The 24853-nt window shown below is 63.0% G+C and carries 24 protein-coding genes; 7 read left to right on the top strand and 17 right to left on the bottom strand.

What is annotated here, in order from left to right; genetic code table 11:
* Positions 1 to 64: 64 nt before the first annotated feature.
* The 8 genes from FJ936_RS13780 to cpaB form a co-directional block, all read right to left on the bottom strand.
* Entirely contained in the window at positions 65 to 538 is a 474-nt protein-coding gene (locus FJ936_RS13780) for a tetratricopeptide repeat protein (protein WP_141906678.1), read from the bottom strand.
* Positions 539 to 689: 151 nt separating this feature from the next.
* Entirely contained in the window at positions 690 to 1652 is a 963-nt protein-coding gene (locus FJ936_RS13775; protein WP_015317598.1) for a type II secretion system F family protein, read from the bottom strand.
* A gap of 1 nt (position 1653) precedes the next feature.
* On the bottom strand, positions 1654 to 2619 hold the full coding sequence (locus tag FJ936_RS13770) for a type II secretion system F family protein (protein WP_140616157.1): 966 nt from the start codon (positions 2617 to 2619) through the stop codon (positions 1654 to 1656).
* Between the two features lie 5 nt (positions 2620 to 2624).
* Positions 2625 to 4043 carry a CpaF family protein gene (locus FJ936_RS13765; RefSeq protein ID WP_141906677.1) on the bottom strand — a complete coding sequence of 473 codons (1419 nt, stop codon included), beginning with the start codon at positions 4041 to 4043 and terminating at the stop codon, positions 2625 to 2627.
* Positions 4040 to 5248, bottom strand: coding sequence for a response regulator (locus FJ936_RS13760; protein WP_141906676.1), 1209 nt, complete (start codon positions 5246 to 5248; stop codon positions 4040 to 4042). Before FJ936_RS13760 ends, FJ936_RS13765 begins: the two co-directional genes overlap by 4 nt.
* Before the next feature lie 33 nt (positions 5249 to 5281).
* Positions 5282 to 5551 carry a hypothetical protein gene (locus FJ936_RS13755; RefSeq protein ID WP_015317594.1) on the bottom strand — a complete coding sequence of 90 codons (270 nt, stop codon included), beginning with the start codon at positions 5549 to 5551 and terminating at the stop codon, positions 5282 to 5284.
* Positions 5552 to 5554: 3 nt separating this feature from the next.
* Positions 5555 to 6940 carry a type II and III secretion system protein family protein gene (locus FJ936_RS13750; protein WP_224682692.1) on the bottom strand — a complete coding sequence of 462 codons (1386 nt, stop codon included), beginning with the start codon at positions 6938 to 6940 and terminating at the stop codon, positions 5555 to 5557.
* A gap of 90 nt (positions 6941 to 7030) precedes the next feature.
* A complete protein-coding gene (cpaB, locus tag FJ936_RS13745; protein WP_245262879.1) occupies positions 7031 to 7957 on the bottom strand; it encodes a Flp pilus assembly protein CpaB in 927 nt (308 codons plus the stop codon).
* 238 nt (positions 7958 to 8195) lie between these two features.
* Between cpaB and parE the strand changes: the two genes are divergently transcribed.
* Complete coding sequence (gene parE / locus FJ936_RS13740) at positions 8196 to 10253, top strand: DNA topoisomerase IV subunit B (RefSeq protein WP_140723623.1); 2058 nt, start codon at positions 8196 to 8198, stop codon at positions 10251 to 10253.
* A 44-nt stretch (positions 10254 to 10297) separates the two neighbouring features.
* Complete coding sequence (locus FJ936_RS13735; protein WP_141906675.1) at positions 10298 to 12367, top strand: FUSC family protein; 2070 nt, start codon at positions 10298 to 10300, stop codon at positions 12365 to 12367.
* Here FJ936_RS13735 and FJ936_RS13730 read toward each other — a convergent pair.
* Complete coding sequence (locus FJ936_RS13730) at positions 12364 to 13488, bottom strand: DUF2336 domain-containing protein (RefSeq protein ID WP_141906674.1); 1125 nt, start codon at positions 13486 to 13488, stop codon at positions 12364 to 12366. The two genes, FJ936_RS13735 and FJ936_RS13730, sit on opposite strands and share 4 nt — an antisense overlap.
* 152 nt (positions 13489 to 13640) lie before the next feature.
* Here FJ936_RS13730 and FJ936_RS13725 point away from each other — a divergent pair, with 152 nt between their 5' ends.
* Positions 13641 to 14093 (top strand): MaoC family dehydratase, encoded by a 453-nt coding sequence (locus tag FJ936_RS13725; RefSeq protein ID WP_141906673.1) that lies wholly within the window; start codon positions 13641 to 13643, stop codon positions 14091 to 14093.
* Complete coding sequence (locus FJ936_RS13720) at positions 14093 to 14974, top strand: CoA ester lyase (protein WP_140616141.1); 882 nt, start codon at positions 14093 to 14095, stop codon at positions 14972 to 14974. The genes FJ936_RS13725 and FJ936_RS13720 overlap by 1 nt, the downstream gene beginning before the upstream one ends.
* Before the next feature lie 3 nt (positions 14975 to 14977).
* On the opposite strand, the gene FJ936_RS13715 is transcribed toward FJ936_RS13720, so the two are convergent.
* Positions 14978 to 15586, bottom strand: a complete 609-nt coding sequence (locus FJ936_RS13715; RefSeq protein ID WP_140661155.1) for a flavin reductase family protein — start codon at positions 15584 to 15586, stop codon at positions 14978 to 14980.
* Positions 15587 to 16171: a nitroreductase gene (locus FJ936_RS13710; protein WP_140723635.1), complete on the bottom strand. Its 585-nt coding sequence runs from the start codon at positions 16169 to 16171 to the stop codon at positions 15587 to 15589.
* A 155-nt stretch (positions 16172 to 16326) separates the two neighbouring features.
* Between FJ936_RS13710 and FJ936_RS13705 the strand changes: the two genes are divergently transcribed.
* Entirely contained in the window at positions 16327 to 17289 is a 963-nt protein-coding gene (locus FJ936_RS13705) for a hypothetical protein (RefSeq protein WP_140616135.1), read from the top strand.
* A gap of 3 nt (positions 17290 to 17292) precedes the next feature.
* On the opposite strand, the gene FJ936_RS13700 is transcribed toward FJ936_RS13705, so the two are convergent.
* The 4 genes from FJ936_RS13700 to yidD form a co-directional block, all read right to left on the bottom strand.
* Complete coding sequence (locus FJ936_RS13700; protein ID WP_141906672.1) at positions 17293 to 18231, bottom strand: GNAT family N-acetyltransferase; 939 nt, start codon at positions 18229 to 18231, stop codon at positions 17293 to 17295.
* An 86-nt stretch (positions 18232 to 18317) separates the two neighbouring features.
* On the bottom strand, positions 18318 to 20294 hold the full coding sequence (gene thrS, locus FJ936_RS13695; RefSeq protein ID WP_141906671.1) for a threonine--tRNA ligase: 1977 nt from the start codon (positions 20292 to 20294) through the stop codon (positions 18318 to 18320).
* A 144-nt stretch (positions 20295 to 20438) separates the two neighbouring features.
* The gene (gene blaOXA / locus FJ936_RS13690; RefSeq protein ID WP_141906670.1) at positions 20439 to 21257 is read right to left on the bottom strand and encodes a class D beta-lactamase; all 819 of its coding nucleotides are present in this window, start codon (positions 21255 to 21257) and stop codon (positions 20439 to 20441) included.
* Positions 21258 to 21395: 138 nt separating this feature from the next.
* Positions 21396 to 21770, bottom strand: coding sequence for a membrane protein insertion efficiency factor YidD (yidD, locus tag FJ936_RS13685; RefSeq protein ID WP_141906735.1), 375 nt, complete (start codon positions 21768 to 21770; stop codon positions 21396 to 21398).
* 322 nt (positions 21771 to 22092) lie between these two features.
* On the opposite strand from yidD, the gene FJ936_RS13680 reads away from it, so the two are divergent.
* Positions 22093 to 23010, top strand: coding sequence for a LysR substrate-binding domain-containing protein (locus FJ936_RS13680; protein ID WP_141906669.1), 918 nt, complete (start codon positions 22093 to 22095; stop codon positions 23008 to 23010).
* 22 nt (positions 23011 to 23032) lie between these two features.
* On the opposite strand, the gene FJ936_RS13675 is transcribed toward FJ936_RS13680, so the two are convergent.
* A complete protein-coding gene (locus FJ936_RS13675; RefSeq protein ID WP_141906668.1) occupies positions 23033 to 23500 on the bottom strand; it encodes a cell envelope integrity protein TolA in 468 nt (155 codons plus the stop codon).
* A gap of 20 nt (positions 23501 to 23520) precedes the next feature.
* Positions 23521 to 23967 carry an iron-sulfur cluster assembly scaffold protein gene (locus FJ936_RS13670; RefSeq protein ID WP_015317578.1) on the bottom strand — a complete coding sequence of 149 codons (447 nt, stop codon included), beginning with the start codon at positions 23965 to 23967 and terminating at the stop codon, positions 23521 to 23523.
* 240 nt (positions 23968 to 24207) lie between these two features.
* On the opposite strand from FJ936_RS13670, the gene folE reads away from it, so the two are divergent.
* Entirely contained in the window at positions 24208 to 24843 is a 636-nt protein-coding gene (gene folE / locus FJ936_RS13665; protein ID WP_015317577.1) for a GTP cyclohydrolase I FolE, read from the top strand.
* Positions 24844 to 24853: the final 10 nt, after the last annotated feature.

Genomic DNA, 24853 nt, shown 5'->3' with positions numbered 1-24853 from the left:
TACAAAGCGTCGATGCCACCTGTACCAAAATCGCACCCCTTGACGGGGCGACCATCAACCGGCATCAGCCCTTGTTCAGCAAGGCGAGGTTGGCGTCGACAACGGTGGGATCGGTCATGCCGGCCTTCGCCTCGAGCAGCAGCGCCCGGGCCTTCTTCTTGTTGCCGCGCAACAGTTGCGAATAACCCATATTGTTGACGATCTGCGGCTTGCGGCCGGCAACCTTCAGGAGCTGGCCGTAGGCGCGGTCGGCGAAGTCGAAGCGGCCAAGTTCGTCATAGGAAGCCGCAAGCCCCATCCAGGCCTCGGCATTGTCGGCCTTCAGTTCGACGGCCTTGCGGAAATGCGCTTCGGCAAGACCATAATTGGCATCGCGAAACTGTGCCTTGCCTTCCGCCAGGTCGGATGTGGCGACACCCTTCCCTGCAGGCTGGATCGCAGTGGTCTTGGTCGTGTCGACGTTATTGTTCGTCGTACACCCGCTGATCACTAGGACGGCTGCCATCATGGCCATCGCCGCAAATTTTATCTGACGCATGCCCTGCCCCGTCGCCCGATTTGCCGGGTCGTTCTTCGGGAAAGAGACTACAGAAGAGCGATTAAGCTTCGGTGCCGAAATGCAGCTAACTTTCAGTTTCCGGAATAGCAATCATTAACCACCGGGCGTGCCATCTCACTCCAAAGTAGAGCTAATGGGCCGTCATTTTGACGATGATGGGAATGACCGCGATCATCAGCACCACCGGCAAGATGCAGACCACGACCGGCACGGACATCTTGGCCGGCAAGGCATGGGCCTTCTCCTCGGCCAGCGACATGCGCTTGTGGCGCATTTCGTCTGAAAACACCCTGAGCGCGCCCGACAGGCTGGTGCCGAGTTCCTTCGACTGCTGCAGGAGCGTGGCGAAGGAGCGTACCTCGTCCAGGCTGAGGCGATCGGCGAGCGCCTTCAGCGCGTCGTCAAGGCTGCGTCCCGCCCGAAGTTCCAAGCACACGAGCTGCAGGTTCTGGCTGAGCGACGGATAGCTCTTGGCGAGTTCTTTCGAAACGCGCTCGACGCCGGCTTCCATGCTCATGCCGGCGTCCGAACAGACGATCATCAGGTCCATGAAATCGGGGAAGCCGTTGCGGTATTCGCGCATCTTCTCGCGCACCTTCTGGGTCAGCACGAGACCCGGCAAAAAATAGCCGGCGGCCCCCGACAGGATGATGAAGGTCCACCGGCTGGTCATGGTCGCGTCGGGACTGGCCATCCACCGGTTGAGCACGAAGACCGCGAACGTCGTGCCGATCATTGCCGTGAACCGGATGAGGAAGAACATGCCGACGGCGCGCGGCTCCATGTAGCCCGCCTGGATGAGCTTCAAGCGCAGGCGAGCGACATTTTCCGGGTCGCTCTTGGCATAGAATTCCTGCGCCCTCTTTACCGCTTGCTCGCGCACGACGCCGCTATTCTTCTTCTGCACCGGTTCGGGTCTGGCGGCCACCGGACCCTGGTCGACCTTGAGCCGGCGCTTGACGTCGTTGCGGTCGCCCTTCGCCACCACCATCGGCCAGGCGACAGCGGCCGCTCCCGCGGCAAGCAGGAGGACGGCCACCGGCATCAGCGAGGTCGGCGCGAGGGAAGCGAGGAATTCAATGACGCTTTGCATGTCAGAACTTGAAATTCGACATTTTGAACATGATCAGATTGCCCAGCATCAGCCAGCTGACCGAGCCGCCGATCATGTACCATGTCTTCGGCACGCCCCAGACGTCGCTGTAATATCCCGGCATCATGGCCATGATGGCGGTGAACAGCAGCGCCGGTACGGCCGTCAAAATGTAGGCCGAGAGGCGGCCCTCCGTCGAAATGGCGCGCACCTTGCGTCGCAGCTTGCCGCGTTCACGGATCGTCGTCGACAACCCATCAAGGATCTCGCGCAGATTGCCGCCCGAACTGGTCTGGATCGACACGGCGGTGATGAACAGCGGCAGATCCTCGTGGCCGACCCGGTCGAACAGTGCATTCAGCGCCGTGACCAGGTCGGAACCATAAGTGACTTCGTCGGCAATGACGCCGAATTCCGTGCCGATCGGATCGGGCATCTCGCGCGACACCATGGCGATGGCCACCGGCACCGGATGACCGGCCTTGAGGCCGCGCGTGATCAGCTCCAGCGCTTCCGGCAGTTGCATGCCGAAACGCTTCAGCCGGCGCTTGCGCATGGAGCGCATCGCCATGACCGGCAGCAACGGCACCAGCACGACGAACAGGATGAGCCCCATCAGCAGCGGCAGCCCGCGCCAGATCGCGGCCAGGGCAACGGCCGTCGCCACACCGCAGGTGATCGTCAGGAATTTCGAAAGCGGCATCACCATGCCCGACTGCGTGCGCAGGGCACGGAACCGGTCGGGCGAAAACAGCGACGTTCCCGCGTCGAGACCGCGCTCCTTGCGCAGCTGGATCAGAACCTGTTCCTGGCTGATCTTGTTTTCCTGCAGTTTCATGCGCCGGTTGATGGCGGTGCGCTTGTCGCTGCGTCCGGCATAGAGCAGGTAAATCGCCTCGGCCACCATGATGCCGGTCAGTGCGGCTCCGGCATAGACGACATATATCGCGCTGAACCCGTCGAACACGCCGGCTACTCCTGCGGCCGGCCGGGTTCGAAATAACGTCCGGGAAAGTCGATGCCCATGGCGCGCAGGTCTTCCAGGAAACGCGGTCGAATGCCGGTCGCCTCGTAGTAGCCAAGGATCTTGCCATCGGCCTCCATGCCGGTGCGCACGAAGCGGAAGATCTCCTGCATCTGGATGACATCGCCTTCCATGCCGGTCACCTCGGCGACGCTCGTCACCTTGCGCTTGCCGTCGGAAAGTCGGGTCAGCTGGACGATGATGTCGATGGCGCTGGCGATCTGGCTGCGGATCGACTGCACCGTCATCGGCATGCCGGTCATGCCCAGCATCTGCTCGAGGCGCGAAATGCAGTCGCGCGGCGTATTGGCGTGGATGGTCGCCATCGAGCCTTCGTGGCCGGTGTTCATGGCCTGCAGCATGTCGAAGGCTTCCTCGCCGCGGCACTCGCCGAGGATGACGCGGTCGGGACGCATGCGCAGCGCGTTCTTGACTAGGTCGCGCTGTTTGAGCTCGCCATGGCCTTCGATGTTGGCGGGACGCGTCTCCATGCGTGCGACATGCGGCTGCTGCAATTGAAGTTCCGCCGCGTCCTCGATGGTGATCAGCCGCTCGTCTTCCGGAATGAACGCCGACAGCGCGTTGAGCATCGTCGTCTTGCCTGTGCCGGTGCCGCCCGAAATGATCGTCGTCTTGCGGGCGTGGACGGCCGCGGCCAGCACTTCGGCCATGTTCTGTGTGATGGCGCCGAATTCGACCAGCCTGTGCAGGCCAAGCTTGTTCTTGGAGAACTTGCGGATCGACACCAGCGGGCCGTCGACGGCCACCGGGCGGATGGCTGCGTTGAACCGCGAGCCGTCCAGCATGCGAGCGTCGACCATCGGTTGCGATTCATCGACGCGGCGGCCGACGGCGGCCACGATCTTGTTGACGATTCTGAGCAGATGCGCCTCGTCCTTGAACGGGATATGGACCTGCTGCAGCTTGCCTTTCTTTTCGACGAAGCAGTTCTGATGGCCGTTGATCAGGATATCGTTGATTTCGGGATCCTTGAGCAGCGGCTCGAGCGGGCCGAGGCCGACCATCTCGTCGACGATGTCGTCAACCAGCGCGTCGAGTTCGGCGGTGTTGATCGCCATCCGCTCCTGGCGGGTCTTTTCCGATACGAAATCATGCACTTGCCTGCGCATCTCCTCCTTGGGCAAGCGCTCCAGCGCGACGAGATTGATCTCCTCGAGCAGCATCCGGTGGATGCGCACGCGGGCATCGAGCACCTTGTTGGCATTCTTTGCCGGCGCCGCCTCCGCCTTCGCCGGCAAAGCCTTCCGGCTGGTCGGGATGACGACTGCATGATGCGCGACCGGCGTCGATTCTGCCGGGCGGGGACGCGCGTCACGGTTCTGCAGGGTGGAAAAACGGCTGGTCATCCAGCTTTCCTTTTCAAGAGGCCCCTGCCGAAGCCGAACAGCGACTTCGACTTGCTCGCGGTTGCCACCGCCTCTTCCGGAAGAATGATCTTCTTCAGGTCGTTGACGACATTGGCGTTGGGATCGATCTCGTGCAGCGGCACGCCGCGGTCGACCGCCTCGCGCACCAGCCGGTAGTTGTTGGCGATGCCGCCGACAAAATGCTCGCCAAGGATTTCCTGGACGTCCGCCTGCTTGATGCCGTTGTCGAACATCTTCTGCTCGAAACGGTTGACGATCACGTTCGGCTTCACTTCCTTGCCGGCGGTCTCGTAGACGGCCTGGATCAGCCGCTGCGTATGGCGCAGGCACGGCACCGTCATTTCGGCAACGATGTAAAGCTTGTTGGAACCGAGCAGCACAGTTTCCGTCCACGGAAACCAGGTGCGCGGCATGTCGATGACGACATTGTCGAAATAGGCCGAAACGAGGTCCAGCATGCGCACCACGACATCGGTCTTGAATGAGCGCATTTCGGACGGATGCGTCGGCGCCGCCAGCACACACAGTCCGCTGGCGTGCTTGGACAGCATCACATCGAGCAGTTGCCGGTCGAGGCGCTCAGGCTGGTTCTCGATTTCGGTGATGTCGAAACGCGGCTCGAGATCGAGATATTCGGCGCAGGCACCTTGCTGGAAATTGAGGTCGACCACGCAGGTCGAGGCGCCGCGCGTCACCGAATGATGCAGCTGGAACGCGGTCTGCAGTGCCAACGTCGTGGTGCCGACGCCGCCGGCGGCGGGCATGAAGGTATAGATCTGCGACTCGGTGTTTTCCTCGCGCCCGGGCCCCTGTAGAGCCCGCACGACCGAACGCACCAGATCGGCCGTGGTGATTGGCTTGACCAGGAAATCGGCGACCTTGAGCTGCACCAGGATGCGCACGGCCGCGGCGTTGAACTCCTGGGTGACCACGACCACCGGTGCCTTGCCCTCGAGCCGGCGCATGACGCGCTGCAGGGACTCGATCTCCTCGAGTTTCGCTGCATCCATGTCGACGATGACGACGCCGAACTCGGCCTCCTGGACCTCGCCGCGCAGCTCGGTAACGTTCTTCTCCACCGTCATGAGCTGGATGATCTCGGAGGCGGCAAAGGCCGTCTTCGTGTCCTGCGCGAAGGCCCGGTCTGTCGAGACGAGCAGGATTTTCTTGGTGCTGTTTGCCATTCTCGCCGCCTGTGAGATCGATCGCCGTCTGGATCAGTTGTCGGTGGTCGTTTGCGCTGCCTTGGCACCGGCCGCCTGATCGGGCGTGACGGGTCCGGCACTGCCACGCTTGGCAGGCACGAGAAGTCTCGTGTTCTGGACGCCGTACTTCCACGGGTCGACCATCTGCATGACGGTGTTGGCGGCCTGCGCCTCGCCGGCGCCGGACGTCACCCCTTCGCTGCGCACGTAGTCGTCGCTGGTGCAGCCGCTTGCCAGGCCGGCAAGAAGCAGGCCGATGCACGATCTCAGGATCAGACGCATGGCTCAGTCCTTCGGCAGGTCGAGGAAATGACCGACTTTGGTGGCAGGAGCGGCCCGTGCGGCACTGCCGTCGGCCAGCGCCAGCGCGCGGCCCGTATCCGGCGCCTTCACCTCCTCGGTGTTGTTGAGGAAATAGTCGACATTGCTGGCTGGCTGCGTGCCATCGGTCGGCTCAGCCATTTTCTTCGACGGATCGACCGGCTTGACCAGATAGGGCGTGACGATGATGACCAGGTCGGTCTCGCGCCGCTGATAGGATTTCGACGAAAACAGCGCTCCAAGCACCGGCATCTTGCCAAGGCCGGGAATGCGAGACGTGGTAATGTCGTTCTGGGACTGCAAAAGCCCGGCGATCATGAAGCTCTGGCCGTTCTTCAGGTCGACCGAGGTCTTGGCGCGGCGCACGATGAAGCCGGGCACGGAAATGTTGCCGATATTGTAGGACGCCGACGCATCGATCGAGGAGACTTCCGGCGCGATGTCGAGGCTGACCAACCCGTCCTTGAGTACGGTCGGCTTGAAATCCAGGCTAACGCCATATTTCTTGTAGCTGACCGAAATCTTGCCGTTGTCCTCCGAAACCGGGATCGGAAATTCGCCGCCGGCCAGGAAGCTCGCTGTCTCCCCTGAACGCGCGATCAGGTTCGGCTCAGCCAGCCGACGGGCAAGGCCGCGCTCTTCCAGCGCCTTAATGGCAATGTCGATCGAGACGCCGTTCGACAGCAGTCGGCCGATGATCTCGCCGGTCCCCGCCGCTGGGACCGTGCCCGGATCCAGTGAAATGTCGCGACCGCCGAAGCCGTAGGCGAAATTGGCGCTGTATTTCGCGCCCAGGTCCTGCCCTGCCTGACGGTTGATCTCGACGAACCGGACATTGAGCTGAACCTGCTGCGACGAAGAGATATTGACCGAGTTGATCACTTCCTCATTGCCGGAAAAGCGGCTGGCGATCTTGCTTGCCTTATCCGCTGCAACCGCGTCATCCGCCTCACCCGACAGCACGACACGGCCGTTGGCCGAGCCGACCTTGATCTTGGCGTCCGGCACACTGGCACGGATAGTGTTCGCCAATTGGTCGGTGTCGAGCGTCACCTCGATGTCCACGGTGCCGACGAGCTGCTTGTTCTGGTCGAACAGCGCAATGCCGGTGGTGCCGAGATTGTTGCCCAGCACATAGAAGGATTTGTCGGTCAGCGGGTTGACGTTGGCGATCTCCGGATCACCGATGACGATCTGGTAGAAGGCCGCGCTCGTCATGATCGTCTTGGGCTTGCCCTTGGCAACCTTGATCGACGCATTCTTGGTCGACGAGACATAGACGATGTCGTTGTCCGCCTTCGCCGCTCCGGGCAAGGCAAGCACGCCGCTCGCAGCCAGGGTAAACGCCATTGCCAGGGCGCGCACCAAGCGCGACCGAGCCGTCATTCGATATAGGGTACGCATCAACATTGTCCCGTCCCGCCCGGTCCCCACCGGTCTTTACTTCTGGTCCCGCGTTGGAACCTGATATTCCTCGGCCTGCGTGCCGCGCGTCACGATGATCGTCTTGAATTTCGGCTTCTCCGGCTCCTTCGCTATGGCATCGAACAAGGAGCCGGCCACGGCCTGCGTCTTGGAAGCGACGGATCCGCCGAAGGAAGAGATGGTGGTGACGCCGTTCTTGCCATCGCCGCCTTCGCTGGCGGAGCGAAGCGACAGCGACAGCGTTCCGACGGTGCGGGCAAGCGCCACTTTCTGCGCGCCGTCGCTCGTCACCTCGAGGGTCACGGAATTGGCCACCTGCGGCGTCGTCTGGCGCTCGTCGGCGCCCTGCCCGACGCTGAGCACCTTGGCGTCGGCAACGACGATCTCCGAGGTGATGGTCGAACCGGCAGCCCCTTGCGCGTTCTTGGCGACTTCCTGGATTTCGCCGGCATCGCGCGTCAGCACGACATCGACCCGGTCGCCCGGCGTCACGAAGCCACCGACGCCGGCGATCTCGTCGGTGCGGATGGTGACCGCCCGCATTCCGGGCGTCAGCATGTTGGACAGCGTCGCGCGGCCGTTCGGTCCCGACAGCTTGGCGAGCAGCACCGGCTCGTTGATCTCGATCGGCGACAGCGCGACCCGGCCGCCTTCGCCGAGCAATCCATCGATGGTGGCAAAGGCGCCCTGCGGAAGGGAATCCTGCGGCCACGGGATTTCGCTGAGCTTGGCGCGGTCGAGCTCCATGCCGTAGCGCAACGGCGCGTTCGCCACCACGATGGTCTTGAACTCGATCCTGGGCGCGGCCGGAGCGGCGATCGAGGCCGTTTTCTCCTGGGCATCGGCCTTCGCTTGGCTCTTGACCCAGAAATCCGCGGCAAAGATCGAGATCGCGCCGAAAACGGCGGCGATGCCGATCATCGTTATGGCCTTGCCCCTCACGCCGAAAACCCCTGATGCCCGTCGTTTCTTGTTATGTTGGGCTCACGCTAGGCGGCATTGTTAAAGAATCAGGAATATTGCGCGGCGGCATTTGACCTATTTCCGCCCGCTTGGTTATCGAATGGTTTTAGGGTAAGAGCAGTTAAATCCCCGAACGTAACAGGAACCTCCGTCGCTTGGCGCTGAAAAGCGTGGCAGTATCGACGGGGTGATTCGCAGCTTGGACTCTATGGCAGGCATGGACGACAACAACGATCTTTTCGGCAATCTGGAAAAACAGCCGCAGCCGGTTCGCACGCCGGCGCGCCCGGCGGATCCGCTGGTACAGGCGGCCGCCAGGCGTCCAGCCGCAACCAAGGATGGCAGCGAGGGCTACAGCGCCGCCGACATCGAGGTGCTTGAGGGCCTTGAGCCGGTGCGCCGCCGGCCAGGCATGTATATTGGCGGCACTGACGACAAGGCGATGCACCATCTGTTCGCCGAGGTCATCGACAATTCGATGGACGAAGCGGTTGCCGGCCACGCCACCTTCATCGATGTCGAACTCTCCGCCGACGGCCATCTCACGGTTACCGACAATGGCCGCGGCATTCCGGTCGACATGCACCCAAAATTCAAGAAGCCGGCGCTCGAAGTCATCATGACGACGCTGCATTCGGGCGGCAAGTTCGACTCCAAGGTCTACGAAACATCCGGCGGCCTGCACGGCGTTGGCGTCTCCGTCGTCAACGCCCTGTCGGATCATCTCGAGGTCGAGGTGGCACGTGGGCGCCAGCTTTATCGCCAGCGCTTTTCGCGCGGCGTCCCGGTGACCGGACTGGAGCAGCTCGGCGAAGTCCACAACCGTCGCGGCACAAAAATCCGCTTCCACCCCGACGAACAGATTTTCGGCAAGGGCGCGGCCTTCGAGCCGGCGCGTCTCTACCGCATGACGCGTTCGAAGGCTTACCTGTTTGGCGGCGTCGAGATCCGCTGGACCTGCGATCCCTCCCTGATCAGGGAAAAGGATCAGACACCGGCCAAGGCGGAATTCCATTTCCCAGGCGGCCTCAAGGATTATCTGAAGGCGTCGCTCGGCGATGAATTCCAGGTGACGCGCGAAATCTTCGCCGGCAAGAGCGATAAGCAAGGCGGCCATGGCTCGCTCGAATGGGCGGTGACCTGGTTCGGTGGCGACGGCTTCATCAATTCCTACTGCAACACCATCCCGACCGGTGAAGGCGGCACCCACGAAGCCGGCTTCCGAAACGTGCTGACGCGCGGCCTGCGCGCCTATGCCGACCTCGTCGGCAACAAGCGCGCCTCGATCGTCACCTCGGAAGACGTCATGATCTCGGCCGCCGGCATGCTGTCGGTGTTCATTCGCGAGCCGGAATTCGTCGGCCAGACCAAGGACAGGCTGGCGACGATCGAGGCGATACGCATCGTCGAGACCGCGATCCGCGACCCGTTCGACCACTGGCTGGCCGACAATCCGCAGGAAGCCTCGAAGCTGCTCGACTGGGTGATCGCGCGCGCCGACGAACGGGTGCGCCGCCGCCAGGAAAAGGAAGTGTCGCGCAAGAGCGCGGTGCGCAAGCTGCGCTTGCCGGGCAAGCTCGCCGACTGCACGCAGAACGCGGCGGCGGGTGCCGAACTCTTCATCGTCGAAGGCGATTCCGCCGGCGGCTCGGCCAAGCAGGCGCGCGATCGTGCCAGCCAGGCTGTCTTGCCGCTGCGCGGAAAAATCCTCAACGTCGCCAGCGCCGGCAATGACAAGCTGGCCGCCAACCAGCAGATATCGGACCTGATCCAGGCGCTCGGCTGCGGCACGCGGTCAAAATACCGTGACGAGGATTTGCGCTACGACCGCGTCATCATCATGACCGACGCCGACGTCGACGGCGCACACATCGCTTCGCTGCTGATCACCTTCTTCTACCAGGAGATGCCGGCGCTGGTGCGCGGCGGCCATCTCTATCTGGCGGTGCCGCCGCTTTACTCGATCAGGCAAGGCGGCAAGGTCGCCTATGCCCGCGACGACGCCCACAAGGACGAGCTTCTGCGCACCGAATTCACCGGGCGCGGCAAGGTCGAGCTTGGCCGCTTCAAGGGCCTGGGCGAAATGATGGCCGCGCAGCTCAAGGAAACCACCATGGATCCAAGGAAGCGCACCTTGCTCAGGGTCGATGTGAACGAAGTCGATTCCGCCACCAAGGACAGGGTCGACGAGCTGATGGGCACCAAACCCGAAGCCCGCTTCCGCTTCATCCAGGAACGCGCCGAATTCGCCGAGACGGAAGTGCTGGATATCTAGCCGCTGGCGCGTTTAGCTTGCGTTCCTGACATGGAGACCAGCATGTGACCTGGGCGCGGCTGAAAACCTATTTCGAGACGAGCCTGGCCGGGCTGACGCAACCGACACGCTCGGACTGGATTTTCGCGCTGCGCACCGTTTCGGCCGGCATGATCGCATTGCTGGCCGCTTACGCGCTGAAGCTCGACCATCCGCAATGGGCGATGATGACGGTGTTCATCGTCGCCCAGCCGGTTGCCGGCATGGTGCTGGCGAAAGGCTTCTACCGCCTGCTCGGCACGCTGGCCGGCGGTGTCGCGGCAATCGGCATCACCACGGCATTCGGCACCGGCCCCTGGATTCTGGTGACGGTGCTTGCTGTCTGGATTGGCATTTGCACCTTCGTCTCGTCGCTGCTGCGCAATCCCGAAGCCTATGGCGCGGCTCTTGCAGGCTACACCGCAATGATCATCGGCCTGCCCGCTTTCGGACAACCGCATCTGGTCGTAGACCTCGCGGTCGCGCGTTGTGCCGAGATCGTGCTCGGCATCGTCTGCGCCGGCCTGACCAGCCGACTGATCCTGCCAAAACTGGCCAGCGACGCCATCGTCTCGCGGCTGAAACGCTGCATTCTCGACCTCGCCACCTATGCCGGCGGTGCGTTTTCAGGCGGCGACCGGGCAACGCTGATCGGCCTGCACCGGAAGCTTGTCGCCGATACCCAGACGCTTGGCGAGATGCGCGCCTATGCCAGGCTCGAAGCGTCGAGCTTCGCGCCGCGCGCGCATCCGGTGCGGCGCACTATCGGACAACTGCTTTCGGCACTTTCGGCGGCGCGCGCGCTCTATTCGCATGCCGCTCCCAAAAACGCCGCCCTCATCCCGGTGCGCTCGGAACTGCAGGCCCTTGTCAGCGAACTGGCAGCCAAGCCGGGAGCGCTGGACGATACCTCATCCTGGGTGGCGCGGCTCGACGCGATCTCGATCAGGGCCAGGCAAATGCCCGACGCCTCGATAGAGCCGGGTGAGGACAGGGTCGGCACCATTACCCGCCTTACCATAGCGGCCGATTTCGCCGAGGCGCTGAAACAGGTGCTGCGTGGCCTCGACGCCTTGCGCGCGCCGGTCACGCGCCGTCCAGGTCCCGGCAGCCAGCAGCCGGCCCTGGTGGTGCATCGCGACTATCCCGGTGCAGCGCGCAACGCCATCCGCGCGGCCGTTGCCACGCTGCTGGTGGCGGCTTTCTGGCTGACGACGAAGTGGTCGGAGGCGGCCGGCACCGTCATCCTCGTTGCCGTCGTGTCGAGCCTGTTTGCCGCTCGCCCCGACCCCGTGCAGGTATCCTGGGGGTTCTTCAAGGGAACGCTGCTCGCTTTGCCTTTTGCCTTTCTCGTCGGCCAGGTTGCGCTCCCCGCTCTGCCCGGCTTCGGCTGGTTCATGCTGTTCGTCGTGCCCATCATGGTGCCGGCGGCACTCGCCATGGCCAATCCGCGCTATGTCGGCGTGGCGACGGCCTTCGCCATCAACTTCCTGGCCTTCCTCAGCCCACATCAGGCGATGACCTACGATCCCGGCCCCTTCTTCGCCGGCTCGGCATCGATCCTGGTCGGCATCCTCTTGGCCATCGGCGTCTTCATGGTCGTATTGCCGGCCGATCCATGGCTCGCAGCCGACCGCATCGTGCGGGCCATGCGCGAGGATCTGGCGCGGCTTTGCCTGCATGGGCGCGTGCCGAGGCGCTCGGCCTTCGAGAGCCTCGCTTACGACCGGGTCAATCAGTTGATGCCGCTGGTGCAGAATTCCGGCAGGAAGGGCGAGGCGGTGCTGGGCGGCGGCGTCGCTTCCGTCACGGTCGGCCTGGAAATCCTGCGGCTGCGCACTGCCAGCCAAAACCATGCCCTCCCATCGGAAACGACGCTTTCAATCGCCACCTTCCTGAGGGGACTGGCGCGCGAGCTGCTTTTCCGAGCCCCTGGGGATCCGCAAACAGCGACCATTGCCGTCGCCCGGCAGTATGCGGCAGGCATCGCCCAGCGAAACGCCACCAGCGACATGCTGCAGATCGCAGCGTCCCTGCGCATCATCGCCGCGGCGATGGAAGATTTCCCGGATTTCTTCGCGAGGGAGAAAACCTAAGCCGCGGCGATCGCCAGTGCATGGCCGCGTGCGTTCTCACGCAGGGCGTCCAGGTGGATCGCTTTGACCAATGCGGCAAGATCGCCTTCGGCGGATTGCCCGCCTAATTCCTTGAGCATCAGCCAACTGACTTCCTGCACGCCAGCAACGCGCTTGCCGTTGGCGACCTCGCGCCAGATCTTCAGGGCGCGCAGGATGACGGCATGCGTGGCGGCAGCCATGCCGGCGCTGCGGAACAGCGCCTGCAGGGCCACGTCGTGCCCGCCGGCCAGCAGCGCCCTCACCCGTGGTTCGGACTGCTGGCTGAGCGCCACCAGCGCCGAGCCGAAGAAATCGACCTTGCCGTGCGCGATGGTGCGGATCAGGAAGCTCGCGGTCAGATCGCCGCGCAGCCTGAGATGCTCGATCAGCGCCGCGTGCTCTTCTTGGCGCGTGCCCTCGATCAGCGTCACCGAGGCCTTGACGCAAGCATCGCGCATGACCCTGTCGGCACGCGCGGCTCCCATCAATGCCATGACCAGCGGCGATGTCTTCAATGTCTCGCCGAGCTTGACGAGCAGCATATGCCGGCAATCGGCAGGCAGCCTGATATCCGATATCAGCGCCTCGCGCACCAGAGGCAGATGCCCGTGGCGTTCCGCCATGCGCCTGAAGCTGAGTGACGCGATGTCGGCGCCGCTATTGGCCAAAAGCACGGCGCAGGCCTCCGCCTCGCCGACCTCGGCGATGGCCGCCGAAAGCGCCATCGAGACTACAGGCCGGTCGGCGATCAGCTTCTGCGTTGCCTTCTGGCTCGCCGCCACACGGTTGATCAGGTCGGCGTCGGTGAGCAGCGGCGAGCGCGCCAGCACGACACCGGCGACCTCCGGCTGGTCGGCGGCAAGCGCACTTATGATCTGCAACGGCGCGTGATGGCTCATCGAGAACGCTTCCGCCATCGCCAGCCGCACTTTCGACGAGGCGTCGTCGAGCAGCAGCGTCAGCGCGGCCTCGGCGGCACAGCGGTCCTCGAACGGCAATTCGCAATTGACATAGGCTCGGGCCAGCGCATGAGCGGCGGCGGCGCGCTCCGAAACCCTGGCCGTGTAGATCCATTTCAGGAAATGCGAAACAACTACCATGCCCGTCTGCTTACGCCCCATGCCGGAAGGTTTCCGGCCCCGTGAGAAGGGTAGGCAGAAATGGTTTACGAACGGTTCACCATGTTCATTAACTGGCTTGCGAGCGCCTGAAGCAGCGCCTATCAACCGTCAGACAGCGCAGGAGGCGGAAGATGGCTGGGCTATATCTGGAGGAGTTTGTCGTCGGCCATGTCTTCCAGCACACGCTGCGCAAGACTGTCACCGAGAGCGACAACATGCTGTTTTCGGTGATGACGCTGAACCCGCAGCCGCTGCATATCGACTTCGATTTCGCCGCTAGGAGCGAATGGGGCAAGCCGCTGGTCAACTCGCTGTTCACGCTCGGCCTGATGATCGGCATTTCGGTCAGCGACATCACGGTCGGCACGACGGTCGCCAATCTGGGCATGAAGGAAACCGTGTTTCCTCACCCGGTCTTCCACGGCGACACCATCCGCGTCGAAACATCTGTCGTCTCGGTGCGCGAATCCAGGTCGAAGCCCGATCGCGGCATTGTCGAATTCGAGCACCGCGCCTACAACCAGCATGGCGATCTGGTCGCGAAATGCATCAGGCAAGCGATGATGCTGAAGAAGGCAGACTGATGCGCTCGCTGCTGTTCGTTCCAGGCGATTCCGAACGGAAGCTGGAGAAGGGATTTGGCGCCGGCGCCGACGTGGTCATCGTCGATCTCGAGGACTCCGTGGCGCCGCAGAACAAGGCGCGGGCGCGCGAGATCGCGGCGCGCTTTATCCTCGAACGCAGGGGGCAAACCAACTCGGCGCTTTATGTCAGGGTCAACGACCTCTCGACCGGAATGACGGACGATGATCTTGCCAAGCTCGTTCCGGCAAGACCGGACGGCATCATGCTGCCTAAATCGAACAGCGGCCAGGATGTGCAGCAGCTCGCGGCCAAGCTCAGGGTTTGGGAAGCCGAAAACGGCCTGCCCGACGGGTCGATAAAAATCCTGCCGATCATCACCGAAACTCCGGCGGGCGTGCTCGCCGCCGCCACCTATGCGGGGACAAGCGCACGGCTCGCCGGTCTCACCTGGGGCGCGGAAGACCTTTCGGCCGCGATCGGCGCACGCTCTGCCCGCGACGAGCACGGCCGCTACACCGATCTCTTCCGTCACGCCCGCCTGACGACCATTCTCGCGGCCGGAGCCGCGGAAGTCGCCGCGATCGACACCGTATTTCCTGGCTTTCGCGACATGGTGGCCTTCGCCGCGGAATGTGCCGACGCCGAGCGTGACGGTTTCACCGGCAAAATGGCGATCCACCCCGATCAGGTGCCCGTCATCAACACCGCCTTCACGCCCTCTGCCGAGGCGGTGAGACAATCGGCGGCTATCGTGGCGGCCTTCGAGGCGGCCGGAAATCCGGGCGTCGTCGGCATCGACGGCAAGATGTTCGACCGTCCGCATCTGCGGCTGGCCGAACGCCTTCTGGCCCGCGCGAAAGCGGCCGGGATATCCGCCTGACGGCTACTCCTTGCCCCAGCGTGGCCGCCGCATCGAAAAGACCTCGTCGACGCTGGCGTAATCCATGTAACCGAGACGCGCGACATTGCCGGCCTTGGTGATGTCGAACAGGCCGTCTTTCAGGAAAGCATCGTCGATGTGAACGCCGATCACCTCACCGGCGACGACAAAGGCACTCGTCGGTGATCCGTCCAGCGCCTTCGGGCGAAACACTTCCGTCACCCGGCATTCGAGCGCCGCTGGTGCAGCCGCCACGCGCGGCGGCTTGACGAGACGCGAGGGCGCCATGGCGAGATCGGCATAGACGAACTCGTTGACGCCACGCGGTGCATCGACGGATGTGTAGTTCATCTTGTCCGCAAGATCGCGGCTGACCAGATTGGCGACGAACTCGCCGGTTTCCTGGGCAAACGAGGCGCTGTCCTTCTCACCCTCCGAGGAAAACCAGACAATGAAAGGTCGCGTCGAAAAGGCGTTGAAGAAGGAGTATGGCGCCAGATTGACCTCGCCGGCCTGGTTCAGCGTCGATATCCAGCCTATCGGGCGCGGCGCGACGATCGCCTTCGAAGGATCGTGCGGCAGGCCATGCCCCTTGGACGGCTCGTAGAACATTCAGCCCGCCCAAGGTCCGGCGTAATCGGTGTAGAGCTTGGCCGGATCGGGCCGTGGCCGCTCCGGCGCCGGACCGGCGTAGGAGCCGATATGGACGAAACCGACGACGCGCTCCTGCGGCGCCAGTCCGAGAATCGCCCTGCCCTCCGGCACGTCGGAATACCAGTTGCTGATCATGTTCGTGCCGTAGCCCAGCGCATTGGCCGCGATCATCAGGTTCATCGCCGCCATGCCTCCGGACAGGAACATCTCCCATTGGGGGATTTTTGGGTTCTCCCTCGGAATGGATACGACACCGATCACCAGCGGGGCGCGCGAGAACCGCGCCAGTTCCTGGTTGCGACGGCCTTCCGGCAACGGCCCCTCGCGCTGTTCGGCCAAGGCCGCTAGTTTTTTGCCGATCTCGATGCGGGCTTCGCCGCGATAAAGGATGAAGCGCCAGGGTTCGAGCCGTCCATGGTCGGGCACGCGTGTGGCGGCGGTGATCATCGTGGCGATATCGGCGTCGCTGGGCGCCGGTTCCCTGAGGTCGGGTATCGGCGCTGAATTTCGGGTCAATAGAAAGTCGATGATCGGCGACGCCATGGGCGCAAGTCTCCTGAAACACTCTGTTTTGAGCTGAAGCGCACCATCGGGAATTCGGGCGGCTCGGGCAAAGGCGCGCAAACGCCGGGCTGAGGAGTCCCGGATCGGACTCTTAAGCCTTGAAATTGCCACCGCCATGGGCTTCAACGCAAGGCATGTTTGAGGGGCGACTGCGTCTTTTCCTGGTTCGGCTCTGCGCCGCGCTGTTCCTGCTGCCGGTCTCCATGGCTGTCGCGCAGGAAAAGGACGGCGTCGGCGACCTGAAACTTCCCGGAATTTCGAGCTATGCAACGCCGAAGAGCGAGACCCCGCTGGCGCTTGGCGGCGGTGGCGCCATCACGCTCTCGGCCCAGTTGACCGACAAGGGCACCGACATCACCCGTGGACTCGTCTGGCGTGTCTTCAAGCCCGAAGCGGTGAACGGCAAATTGCCGATGGTCGCCTCCTCCCATGGCGGCAGCGCCGTCTTCCAGCTCGAGCCCGGCAGTTACCTGGTCCACGCTTCCTATGGCCGCGCCGGCGCCACCAAGCGCATCACCGTCGGCAAGGAAGCCAAGCGAGAAAGCCTCGTGCTCGATGCCGGCGGCCTGAAGCTGGACGCGGTTCTGTCCGGCGGCGTGCGCATACCGCCGAAGAAACTGCGCTTTTCGATCTATGAGGGCACCGCCGAGGCCAATGGCGACCGCGCGCTGATCATTCCCGATGTCGAACCCAACAGCGTCGTGCGGCTCAATGCCGGCATCTATCATGTCGTCTCGACTTACGGCGCGGTCAACGCCGTCATCCGATCCGACATCCGCGTCGAGGCGGGCAAGCTGACGGAAGCCACCGTCGAGCATCACGCCGCTGAAATCACCATGAAGCTGGTACGCGAGACGGGCGGCGAAGCGATTGCCGACACCTCGTGGTCGCTGCTCAACGAATCCGGCGATCCGATCAAGGAAACCGTCGGCGCCTTCGCCTCGATGGTGCTGGCCGAAGGCGACTACACCATCATCGCCAAGAACCGCGACCGCATCTACCAGAAGGATTTCACGGTCGTTGGCGGGCAGAACCAGGAAATCGAGGTTCTCGCCACCGAAGCAGCGGCGATGGATCCCGAGGAAGGCGCCGATTAGCCTTCAGGCGGCGAGCTTGGTTCGCGCCGGGAGGAACGGAATGCGACGGCGCGGCAGGCTCGGCGCCAGATCGAATACACCGCGATAGAGACGGTCGAGCAATGTTTTGCGGTCGCGCAACGGCTCCAGTTCGCTCCAGCTCAGCACGTTGCCAACGCGCACGTCGATCGCCCTGCCGGACAGCCGCGCGAATTCACGAATGAGCAGCGAGGTGCGCAAGGTCAGCGAGGCCTTGCCGACGAATTTGGCCACACGCCCGTCGCGCTCTGCCATGTTCATCGGCCCGCTGACGAGATGGAAAAGCCTGCCGTTCTGGCCGGAGAAATGCATCGGGATGACCGATGCCTTGGCCTCCTGGACGAGACGGGCCGGAAACATCTTCCACGGCAGGTCGCGCGCGCGGCCAAAACCCTTGGGCGCAGTGGCCACGCCGCCGGCCGGAAACACCACAATGGTGACACCTTCCCTGAGCAGCCGGACCGCCTCATGGCGCACCGCCATGTTGTTCTTCACCGCGTCCTTGGTCTCGGAAAAGTCGATCGGCAGCGAATAGGGCTCCATCTCGCGGATCCTGAGCAGGTCCTTGTGGATCATCACCCGGAAAGGCCGGCCGAGTTGCTCTGCCAGCGATAGCACGGCAATGCCGTCGCCGATGCCGAAGGGATGGTTGGCGACGATTACCAGTGGCGTGTCGGGCAATTGCTCGGGCGGCCATTGGTCGGGAATTCGGACGCCCACGTCAATGAGGTCCAGCATGCGGCTGAACACACGCTCGCCCGTCGGCACCACCTGGCGGCGCCAGAAATCATAAAGCGCGGCAAAGCGATCGCGGCCCGACAGGCCTTCGACCGAATGGATGAACCAGCGCGCCAGCGCCGGCTGGTGCGGATTGGCGTAGGAAAGCTCTGGGAACGGTCGTTCGCGCGATTTCAGCTTGAGCATAGGGGCTCGTTACAACGTTGCCGTGACAGGGATATGAAAATGGCGGTGGATCGCTCCACCGCCATTCGATCGAAAAACACTCCGATTCAAGCAGCGCGCTTGCGTCGGCGGTCAGGTGTAATCGCCTCTTCGGTCAGCCGTTCGATTGCTTCGGCAAGACCAAGCGATTCCTGATCGCGCGAGCCGAGCCGGCGGATGTTGACCGTCTGCTCCTCCGCCTCGCGCTTGCCGCAGACGAGGATGACCGGCACCTTGGCCAGGCTGTGCTCACGGACTTTGTAGTTGATCTTCTCGTTGCGCAGATCGGCTTCCGCCAACAGCCCGGCGGTCTTCAGCTTTGCCACGACCTCGGTCGCATAGCTGTCGGCGTCCGAAGTGATCGTCGCCACCACCACCTGCAGCGGAGCGAACCATAGCGGGAAATGGCCGGAATAGTTCTCGATCAGGATGCCGAGGAAACGCTCCATCGAACCGCATATGGCGCGGTGCACCATGACCGGCTGCTTCTTCTCCGAATCCGAGCCGATGTAGAAAGCGCCAAAACGCTCCGGCAGGTTGAAGTCGACCTGCGTCGTCCCGCATTGCCATTCGCGGCCGATGGCATCCTTCAACACATATTCGAACTTCGGCCCGTAGAAGGCGCCCTCACCCGGATTGATCGAGGTCTTGATCCGGTTGCCGGACCTTGTCCTGATCGTCTCCAGCACGCCGCCCATGATCGCCTCGGCATGATCCCAGGCCTCGTCCGTGCCGACACGCTTTTCGGGCCGTGTCGACAGTTTGACGCTGATTTCGTCGAAACCGAAATCGGCATAGGTCGACAGGATCAGGTCATTGATGCGCAGGCACTCGGCCGCCAGCTGTTCCTCGGTGCAGAAGATATGCGCATCGTCTTGCGTGAAGCCGCGCACGCGCATCAGCCCGTGCAGCGCGCCCGACGGCTCGTAACGATGCACATTACCGAACTCCGCCAGCTTCACCGGCAGATCGCGATAGGATTTCAGCCCATGCTTGAAAATCTGCACGTGGCCCGGGCAGTTCATCGGCTTCAGCGCAAAGATGCGGTCATCGTCGGTTTCATCGCCGGCGACCGTCACCTTGAACATGGCGTCGCGGTACCAGCCCCAGTGGCCCGACGTCTCCCACAGGCTCTTGTCGAGCACCTGCGGGGCGTTGACCTCCTGGTAGCCCTGCTCGTCGAGCCGGCGCCGCATGTAGTTCACCAGGTTCTGGAACATCTTCCAGCCCTTGGCGTGCCAGAAGACCACGCCGGGCCCCTCTTCCTGGAAATGGAAAAGGTCCATTTCGCGGCCGAGCTTGCGGTGGTCGCGCTTCTCGGCCTCTTCCAGCATCGTTTGGTAGGCTTCGAGCTGCGCCTGGTCGGCCCAGGCCGTGCCGTAGATGCGCGTCAGCATCGGATTGTTGGAATCGCCGCGCCAATAGGCACCGGCCACCTTCATCAACTTGAAGGCGTTGCCGATCTGGCCGGTCGAGGCCATGTGCGGACCGCGGCAGAGATCGAACCAGTCGCCCTGCGCATAGATCTTGAGATCCTGGTCCTCGGGAATGGCATCGATCAGCTCGAGCTTGTAGCGCTCGCCCTTGTCGGCAAAGACCTTTTTTGCCTTGTCGCGCGACCAGACCTCCTTGGTGAACGGCTTGTTGCGCGCGATGATCTCGCGCATCTTCTTCTCGATCACCGGGAAATCGTCCGGGGTGAACGGCTCGTTGCGGGCAAAGTCGTAATAAAATCCGTTCTCGATCACCGGTCCGATGGTCACCTGCGTTCCCGGCCATATCTCCTGCACGGCTTCCGCCAGCACATGCGCGGTGTCATGGCGGATGAGTTCCAGCGCGCGCGGATCTTCGCGGGTGATGATCTCCACCTTGCCGGATTTTCCGAGCGGGTCCGAGAGATCGCGCACGGTGCCATCGATGGCATAGGCCACGGCCTTCTTGGCCAGCGACTTCGAGATCGATTCGGCGAGACCCGCACCGGTCATCGCCGCGTCGTAGTCGCGCACGGAGCCATCGGGAAATGTCAAGGAAACGGAATTCAGCATATGGTTCTCCTATCCAGTCCCGCAAACGAGCGCGGGTGGTAAATGCAGATCATCAGCGGTTCGGGGCTGCGACCTGCCAGGGTGCCGGATGCGTCCGGCGGCGGCAGTCTTTTATGAGCAGATGCCGCCGCCGTAAAGCCCGGCTCACTTAATCAGCCGTGGCAGGTCCTTCAGGAACGCGGCCCGTGTCGCCAACCCCTTCGGCATGTCGGTGCGTTTCGTATCGACGACGAGCCGGGCGAACACGATCTGGCGGCCGTCTTTCCCAGCCCAGCCGACAAACCATCCGAGCGAGCGCTTGTCCTTGCCGCCCGCGCCCAGCCTGGTCGTGCCGGTCTTGCCCTGAACGGCCCAGTCCCCAGCCTTGAAGTTCGGCATGATGGCGCGTGTCATTTCATGCGCCTTGGCCGACACCGGCATTGTGCCGGCGAGCAGTTGCCGCAGGAAGGCAACCTGTTCGACTGGCGTGATCTTAAGCGAGGAGTTGACCCAGGAATGGGTGAGCCCGTCATCCTTGCCAGGATTGCCGGAAACGTCACCATTGCCATAGTTGAACTTCGATACGTAGCCGGCAAATTTCTGAGTTCCGAGCTTGCGGGTGATCTCGCGCGAGAACCAGATGATGGAATCGCGTTCCCAGATCGTCGGATCGACGGTTTTCTGGTCGCGTTTCACCGCGTTGAACTCAGGCTTGTAGTCCCATGCCGGGGTATGTTCATCGGCAAGGATGCCTGCGTCGTAGCCGATCAGCGAAAGCGGCACCTTGAACGTCGAGGCCGGGCTGAAGCGCTGGTCGCAGGTACCGTCCTGGTAAAGCGTCTTGCCGCTCTGGGCATCGGCGATCAGCGTGCACTGCACATCCGCTAGCGGCGCGGACTGCGCGCGCATCGGAAATCCCAGCAGCCAGGCGAGCAGGAACAGGACACCAGCCATGATAAAGGGAAGACGATCGACATTGCGCATTTTCTGCTCGCTCCAGAAGGGGGTTCGCGAGCGGGCTTAGCGGGGTCTCTTGTCTCGATTTTGTCTCAAATGCGCAGTTGTTGTGCAGGCTTGCGTTAACCCTACCGGAGCGTAAACAGCGCGGCGTGACCAGCCACCCTAGCCCTGCGCTTCGCCGCGCTTGCGGCCGACCCGCCAATAACGCCAGGGCATGAACCAGACGTAACGGTCCGCCAGCGCTTCCGGAACCAGATCGATGCCATGCGTGCCGAATGGGCCGCAGCGCAGCACGCGGAACAACCCCATCCAGCCGCCGGCCCAAAGGCCATGGCGGGCGATCGCCTCATGCGCGTATTCTGAACAGGTCGGCAGATGGCGGCAGGAATTGCCGACAAAGCCGGACAGCGTCAGCTGGTAAAACCGCACGACCGAGGTGCCGAGCAAGCGGCCCGGCGTCTTGCGCCAGGGGCCGGGCCAGTTGCGGCCGCGCCTCGACGCTCCGGCTGTATGCGCATGCCTGTGCTGGTCGCCCACTGCGATCTCCGCGTTTTCCAGCTGATAGATGTGCGCTTGCACCGGAGAACGCAATCCCGATCGCCGTGCGGTCACGGGCGGGAACGGCGAAATGGCCGTCGGTCGGCTGGCGGCGCCCAGCGGCCAGGATGAGACCATTCTTCGTGATGCCTTGTAGCGCGTCTTTCGTCGCGCCATTGAAACGTCGCGATCCGTATGACGTCGCCAAGGATCTCAAGCAACTGCATCATGGCGGCATCTCCTTGAAGACGATTAGACCGCCGCTGGCCTTCGCCTTCAAACGAGTATAATTTCCGTTTCGGATAATCTTGGGTTATGCGAAATGAAGCGTGGACGCTTGCCCCTTACGGCGTTGAGGAGCTTCGAGGCGGCGGGGCGGCATTTGAGCTTCAGCAACGCCGCCGAGGAGCTTTTCGTCTCGCAGGCGGCGATCAGCCGGCAGATCCGCGAACTCGAAACCTTCCTGCGCCAACCGCTTTTCGAACGGCACCATCGCCGCGTCGAACTGACGGATGCAGGCCGTCGGCTGCTTGCTCAACTGGTCAAAAGTTTCGACGACATCGACAAACTACTCTCGGAACTGGTCGCGGTTCCCGCGCAGGCCGTGGTTCGTGTCAGCGTCGAGCCGTCGATTGCATCCGTCTGGCTGGTACCCCGGCTCAACCGGTTTCGCCAGTTGCGGCCCGATATCGACGTCTCCCTCGAAGTGGACCCAAGGCTGATCGAGTTCCGCAGCGACCAGCCCGAACTTGCCTTACGTTTCAGCTCGAACGCGACGTCATGGCCCCGCAGCGAAGCCGAGCGGCTGGCCTCGACAGTCGATTCGCCGGTTCTGTCGCCGGCGCTGCTTTCATCGAGCCCAGCCCTCGATAAGCCGGCCGATCTTGCTCGCTTCACGCTTTTGCACGAGGAAAACCGCCAGGGTTGGACGCGCTGGTTCGAGGCGGCGGGCGTACCCGCCAACGCCATGCCCACGCGCGGGCCGATGCTTGCGGACGCCTCACTCTCCAAGCAGGCCGCGCTGCTCGGCCACGGCGTGGCGCTCGGCGATCTCCTGCAGATTGGAGAAGAATTGGAGACCGGGGCACTGGTCAAACCGTTCGACATCGATGTCGCATCCGGGGCCTATTGGCTGGTGGCCAGGAGTTTGCACAGTCTCTCCGAACCGGCCGCGGCCTTCGCCGACTGGCTAAGAAGCGAATTCAGCGAAAGCAGGCGAGCGCTGAAAGCTCCGGCCTGAGCCGTGCGCTGGCCGGAGCCGGCTACTTTACCTTCTTGTATTTTCCGAGAAGTTTATCGAGGTCGTTGATGTCCATGGACGGATGTCCCGCCGCCGGGTCGACTGCTGGGTAGAATGTGACGACGATGTCGCGCCACAAATCATAGTCGGCGCCGTAGGACGCCAGCCCGGGAAACGGCGCGCAACGCGTGATCGCGCGAATGGCGGCTTCGGCAACCTTATGCCTTGCCGATGTCACGGGGCCGACGATTTTTGGCGGGCCGGCGAGCGATCCGTCCTTGTTCAGGCTGATCCGGACGCGTGCAGTACTTGTGGCATTTGCGGGCACGTTCCAATAGGGCTGGACGGCCCTCATGAGATAGTCGCCGATATCGCGCTGGACTGCTGGTTCCGCCCCGCTTGAGCCACCGGCCGACACAAGTGAAGCGGCAAGAGTACCGGCGAACACAAAGCCATGGCATGAACGACCGCTCTGGCGGGATCCGCTCACCGTAAGCTCGAAGACCACTCTCAGGCCGCTTCGTCGGCGCGCTTCTTCTCGATCTGGCCGATGGCGTCGACCACGGCGTCGAAAGTCAGCATGGTCGACGCATGACGCGCCTTGTAGTCGCGCACCGGCTCCAGATAGCCGAGGTCGGCGAAGCGGCCTTCCGGCGGCGCGCCGTTCTCCTTCAGCATCTTCAGCATGGTCTCGCGCACCGCGCGCAATTCCTCGGCGCTGGCGCCGACGACATGTTGCGCCATGATCGAGGACGATGCCTGGCCGAGCGCACAGGCCTTCACGTCGTGGGCGAAGTCGGTGACCACGCCGTCCTCCATCTTGAGGTCGACGGTAACGGTCGACCCGCACAGCTTGGAATGCGCCTTCGCAGTCGCGTCGGGATGATCGAGCCGGCCGATGCGGGCAATATTTCCGGCAAAACCGAGAATTTTCGCGTTGTAGACGTCGTTGATCATTATTTTCCAATCCGTCGCCGCCAAGCGAACAGCGATTGCCGTTGTTGCGTCTTTCATTCGCTCGGCACGACCATATATAATGCTGGCAGTCCGGTATCGACAAGGCGGCGAACGCCACTGTCCTTGCCGGGAAGTTCACGCCGCTTACGGGGCTGGAAACGGGGCGAGTTTCCGACACCGAAAGGTCGTGGTCCGTTCAACTCGTTCCTCCTCAGAGAGGAACTACGGGAGACGCCTTTTATGGATGCCGTCATCAAGAAACTAATGCCCCAGTCCGCCTATATGGAAAAGCCGGTCACCGACCGCCCGAGCGAGGCCGAAGTCGAGGCCGCCGTACGCACCTTGCTGCGCTGGACCGGCGACAATCCGGATCGCGAGGGTTTGATCGACACGCCCAAGCGCGTGACCAAGGCCTATCGCGAAATGTTCGGCGGCTACGACATGTGCCCGGCCGAGGAGCTTGGCCGTACTTTCGAGGAGGTCGCCGGCTACGATGACCTGGTCATCGTCAAGGACATCCAGTTCCATTCGCATTGCGAACATCACATGGTGCCGATCATCGGCAAGGCGCATGTCGGCTACCTGCCCGATGGCAAGGTCGTCGGCCTGTCCAAGATCGCGCGCGTCGTCGATATCTTTGCCCATCGGCTGCAGACACAGGAAGCCCTGACCGCCCAGATTGCCGGCGTCATCCAAGACGTGCTCAACCCGCGCGGCGTTGCCGTCATGATCGAGGCCGAGCACATGTGCATGGCCATGCGCGGCATCCGCAAGCAAGGTTCCACCACGCTGACCTCCACCTTCACAGGCGTCTTCAAGGATACGCCCGAAGAGCAGGTTCGTTTTGTCACCATGGTGCGCGGCGGCAGGGCGTAAGCCCTTTGCC

It is taken from the genome of Mesorhizobium sp. B2-4-13, from assembly GCF_006658535.1.
Taxonomy (GTDB): Bacteria; Pseudomonadota; Alphaproteobacteria; order Rhizobiales; family Rhizobiaceae; genus Mesorhizobium; species Mesorhizobium australicum.
The sequence above is the reverse complement of the archived record's forward strand: the minus strand, read 5'-3'. Positions and strand labels throughout refer to the sequence as shown.

Bases quoted from the DNA above. Each gene is read 5' to 3' on its own strand.
- FJ936_RS13775 (WP_015317598.1), bottom strand. From the start codon at position 1,652: ATGCAAAGCGTCATTGAATTCCTCGCTTCCCTCGCGCCGACCTCGCTG.
- FJ936_RS13755 (WP_015317594.1), bottom strand. From the start codon at position 5,551: ATGCGTCTGATCCTGAGATCGTGCATCGGCCTGCTTCTTGCCGGCCTG.
- FJ936_RS13710 (WP_140723635.1), bottom strand. From the start codon at position 16,171: ATGGCGTCGCCGATCATCGACTTTCTATTGACCCGAAATTCAGCGCCG.
- FJ936_RS13750 (WP_224682692.1), bottom strand. From the start codon at position 6,940: ATGGCGTTTACCCTGGCTGCGAGCGGCGTGCTTGCCTTGCCCGGAGCG.
- FJ936_RS13705 (WP_140616135.1), top strand. From the start codon at position 16,327: ATGTTTGAGGGGCGACTGCGTCTTTTCCTGGTTCGGCTCTGCGCCGCG.
- FJ936_RS13700 (WP_141906672.1), bottom strand. From the start codon at position 18,231: ATGCTCAAGCTGAAATCGCGCGAACGACCGTTCCCAGAGCTTTCCTAC.
- FJ936_RS13780 (WP_141906678.1), bottom strand. From the start codon at position 538: ATGCGTCAGATAAAATTTGCGGCGATGGCCATGATGGCAGCCGTCCTA.
- parE (WP_140723623.1), top strand. From the start codon at position 8,196: ATGGACGACAACAACGATCTTTTCGGCAATCTGGAAAAACAGCCGCAG.
- FJ936_RS13715 (WP_140661155.1), bottom strand. From the start codon at position 15,586: ATGTTCTACGAGCCGTCCAAGGGGCATGGCCTGCCGCACGATCCTTCG.
- FJ936_RS13765 (WP_141906677.1), bottom strand. From the start codon at position 4,043: ATGACCAGCCGTTTTTCCACCCTGCAGAACCGTGACGCGCGTCCCCGC.
- FJ936_RS13670 (WP_015317578.1), bottom strand. From the start codon at position 23,967: ATGATCAACGACGTCTACAACGCGAAAATTCTCGGTTTTGCCGGAAAT.
- FJ936_RS13680 (WP_141906669.1), top strand. From the start codon at position 22,093: ATGAAGCGTGGACGCTTGCCCCTTACGGCGTTGAGGAGCTTCGAGGCG.
- blaOXA (WP_141906670.1), bottom strand. From the start codon at position 21,257: ATGCGCAATGTCGATCGTCTTCCCTTTATCATGGCTGGTGTCCTGTTC.
- FJ936_RS13760 (WP_141906676.1), bottom strand. From the start codon at position 5,248: ATGGCAAACAGCACCAAGAAAATCCTGCTCGTCTCGACAGACCGGGCC.
- FJ936_RS13725 (WP_141906673.1), top strand. From the start codon at position 13,641: ATGGCTGGGCTATATCTGGAGGAGTTTGTCGTCGGCCATGTCTTCCAG.
- FJ936_RS13730 (WP_141906674.1), bottom strand. From the start codon at position 13,488: ATGGTAGTTGTTTCGCATTTCCTGAAATGGATCTACACGGCCAGGGTT.
- thrS (WP_141906671.1), bottom strand. From the start codon at position 20,294: ATGCTGAATTCCGTTTCCTTGACATTTCCCGATGGCTCCGTGCGCGAC.
- FJ936_RS13720 (WP_140616141.1), top strand. From the start codon at position 14,093: ATGCGCTCGCTGCTGTTCGTTCCAGGCGATTCCGAACGGAAGCTGGAG.
- folE (WP_015317577.1), top strand. From the start codon at position 24,208: ATGGATGCCGTCATCAAGAAACTAATGCCCCAGTCCGCCTATATGGAA.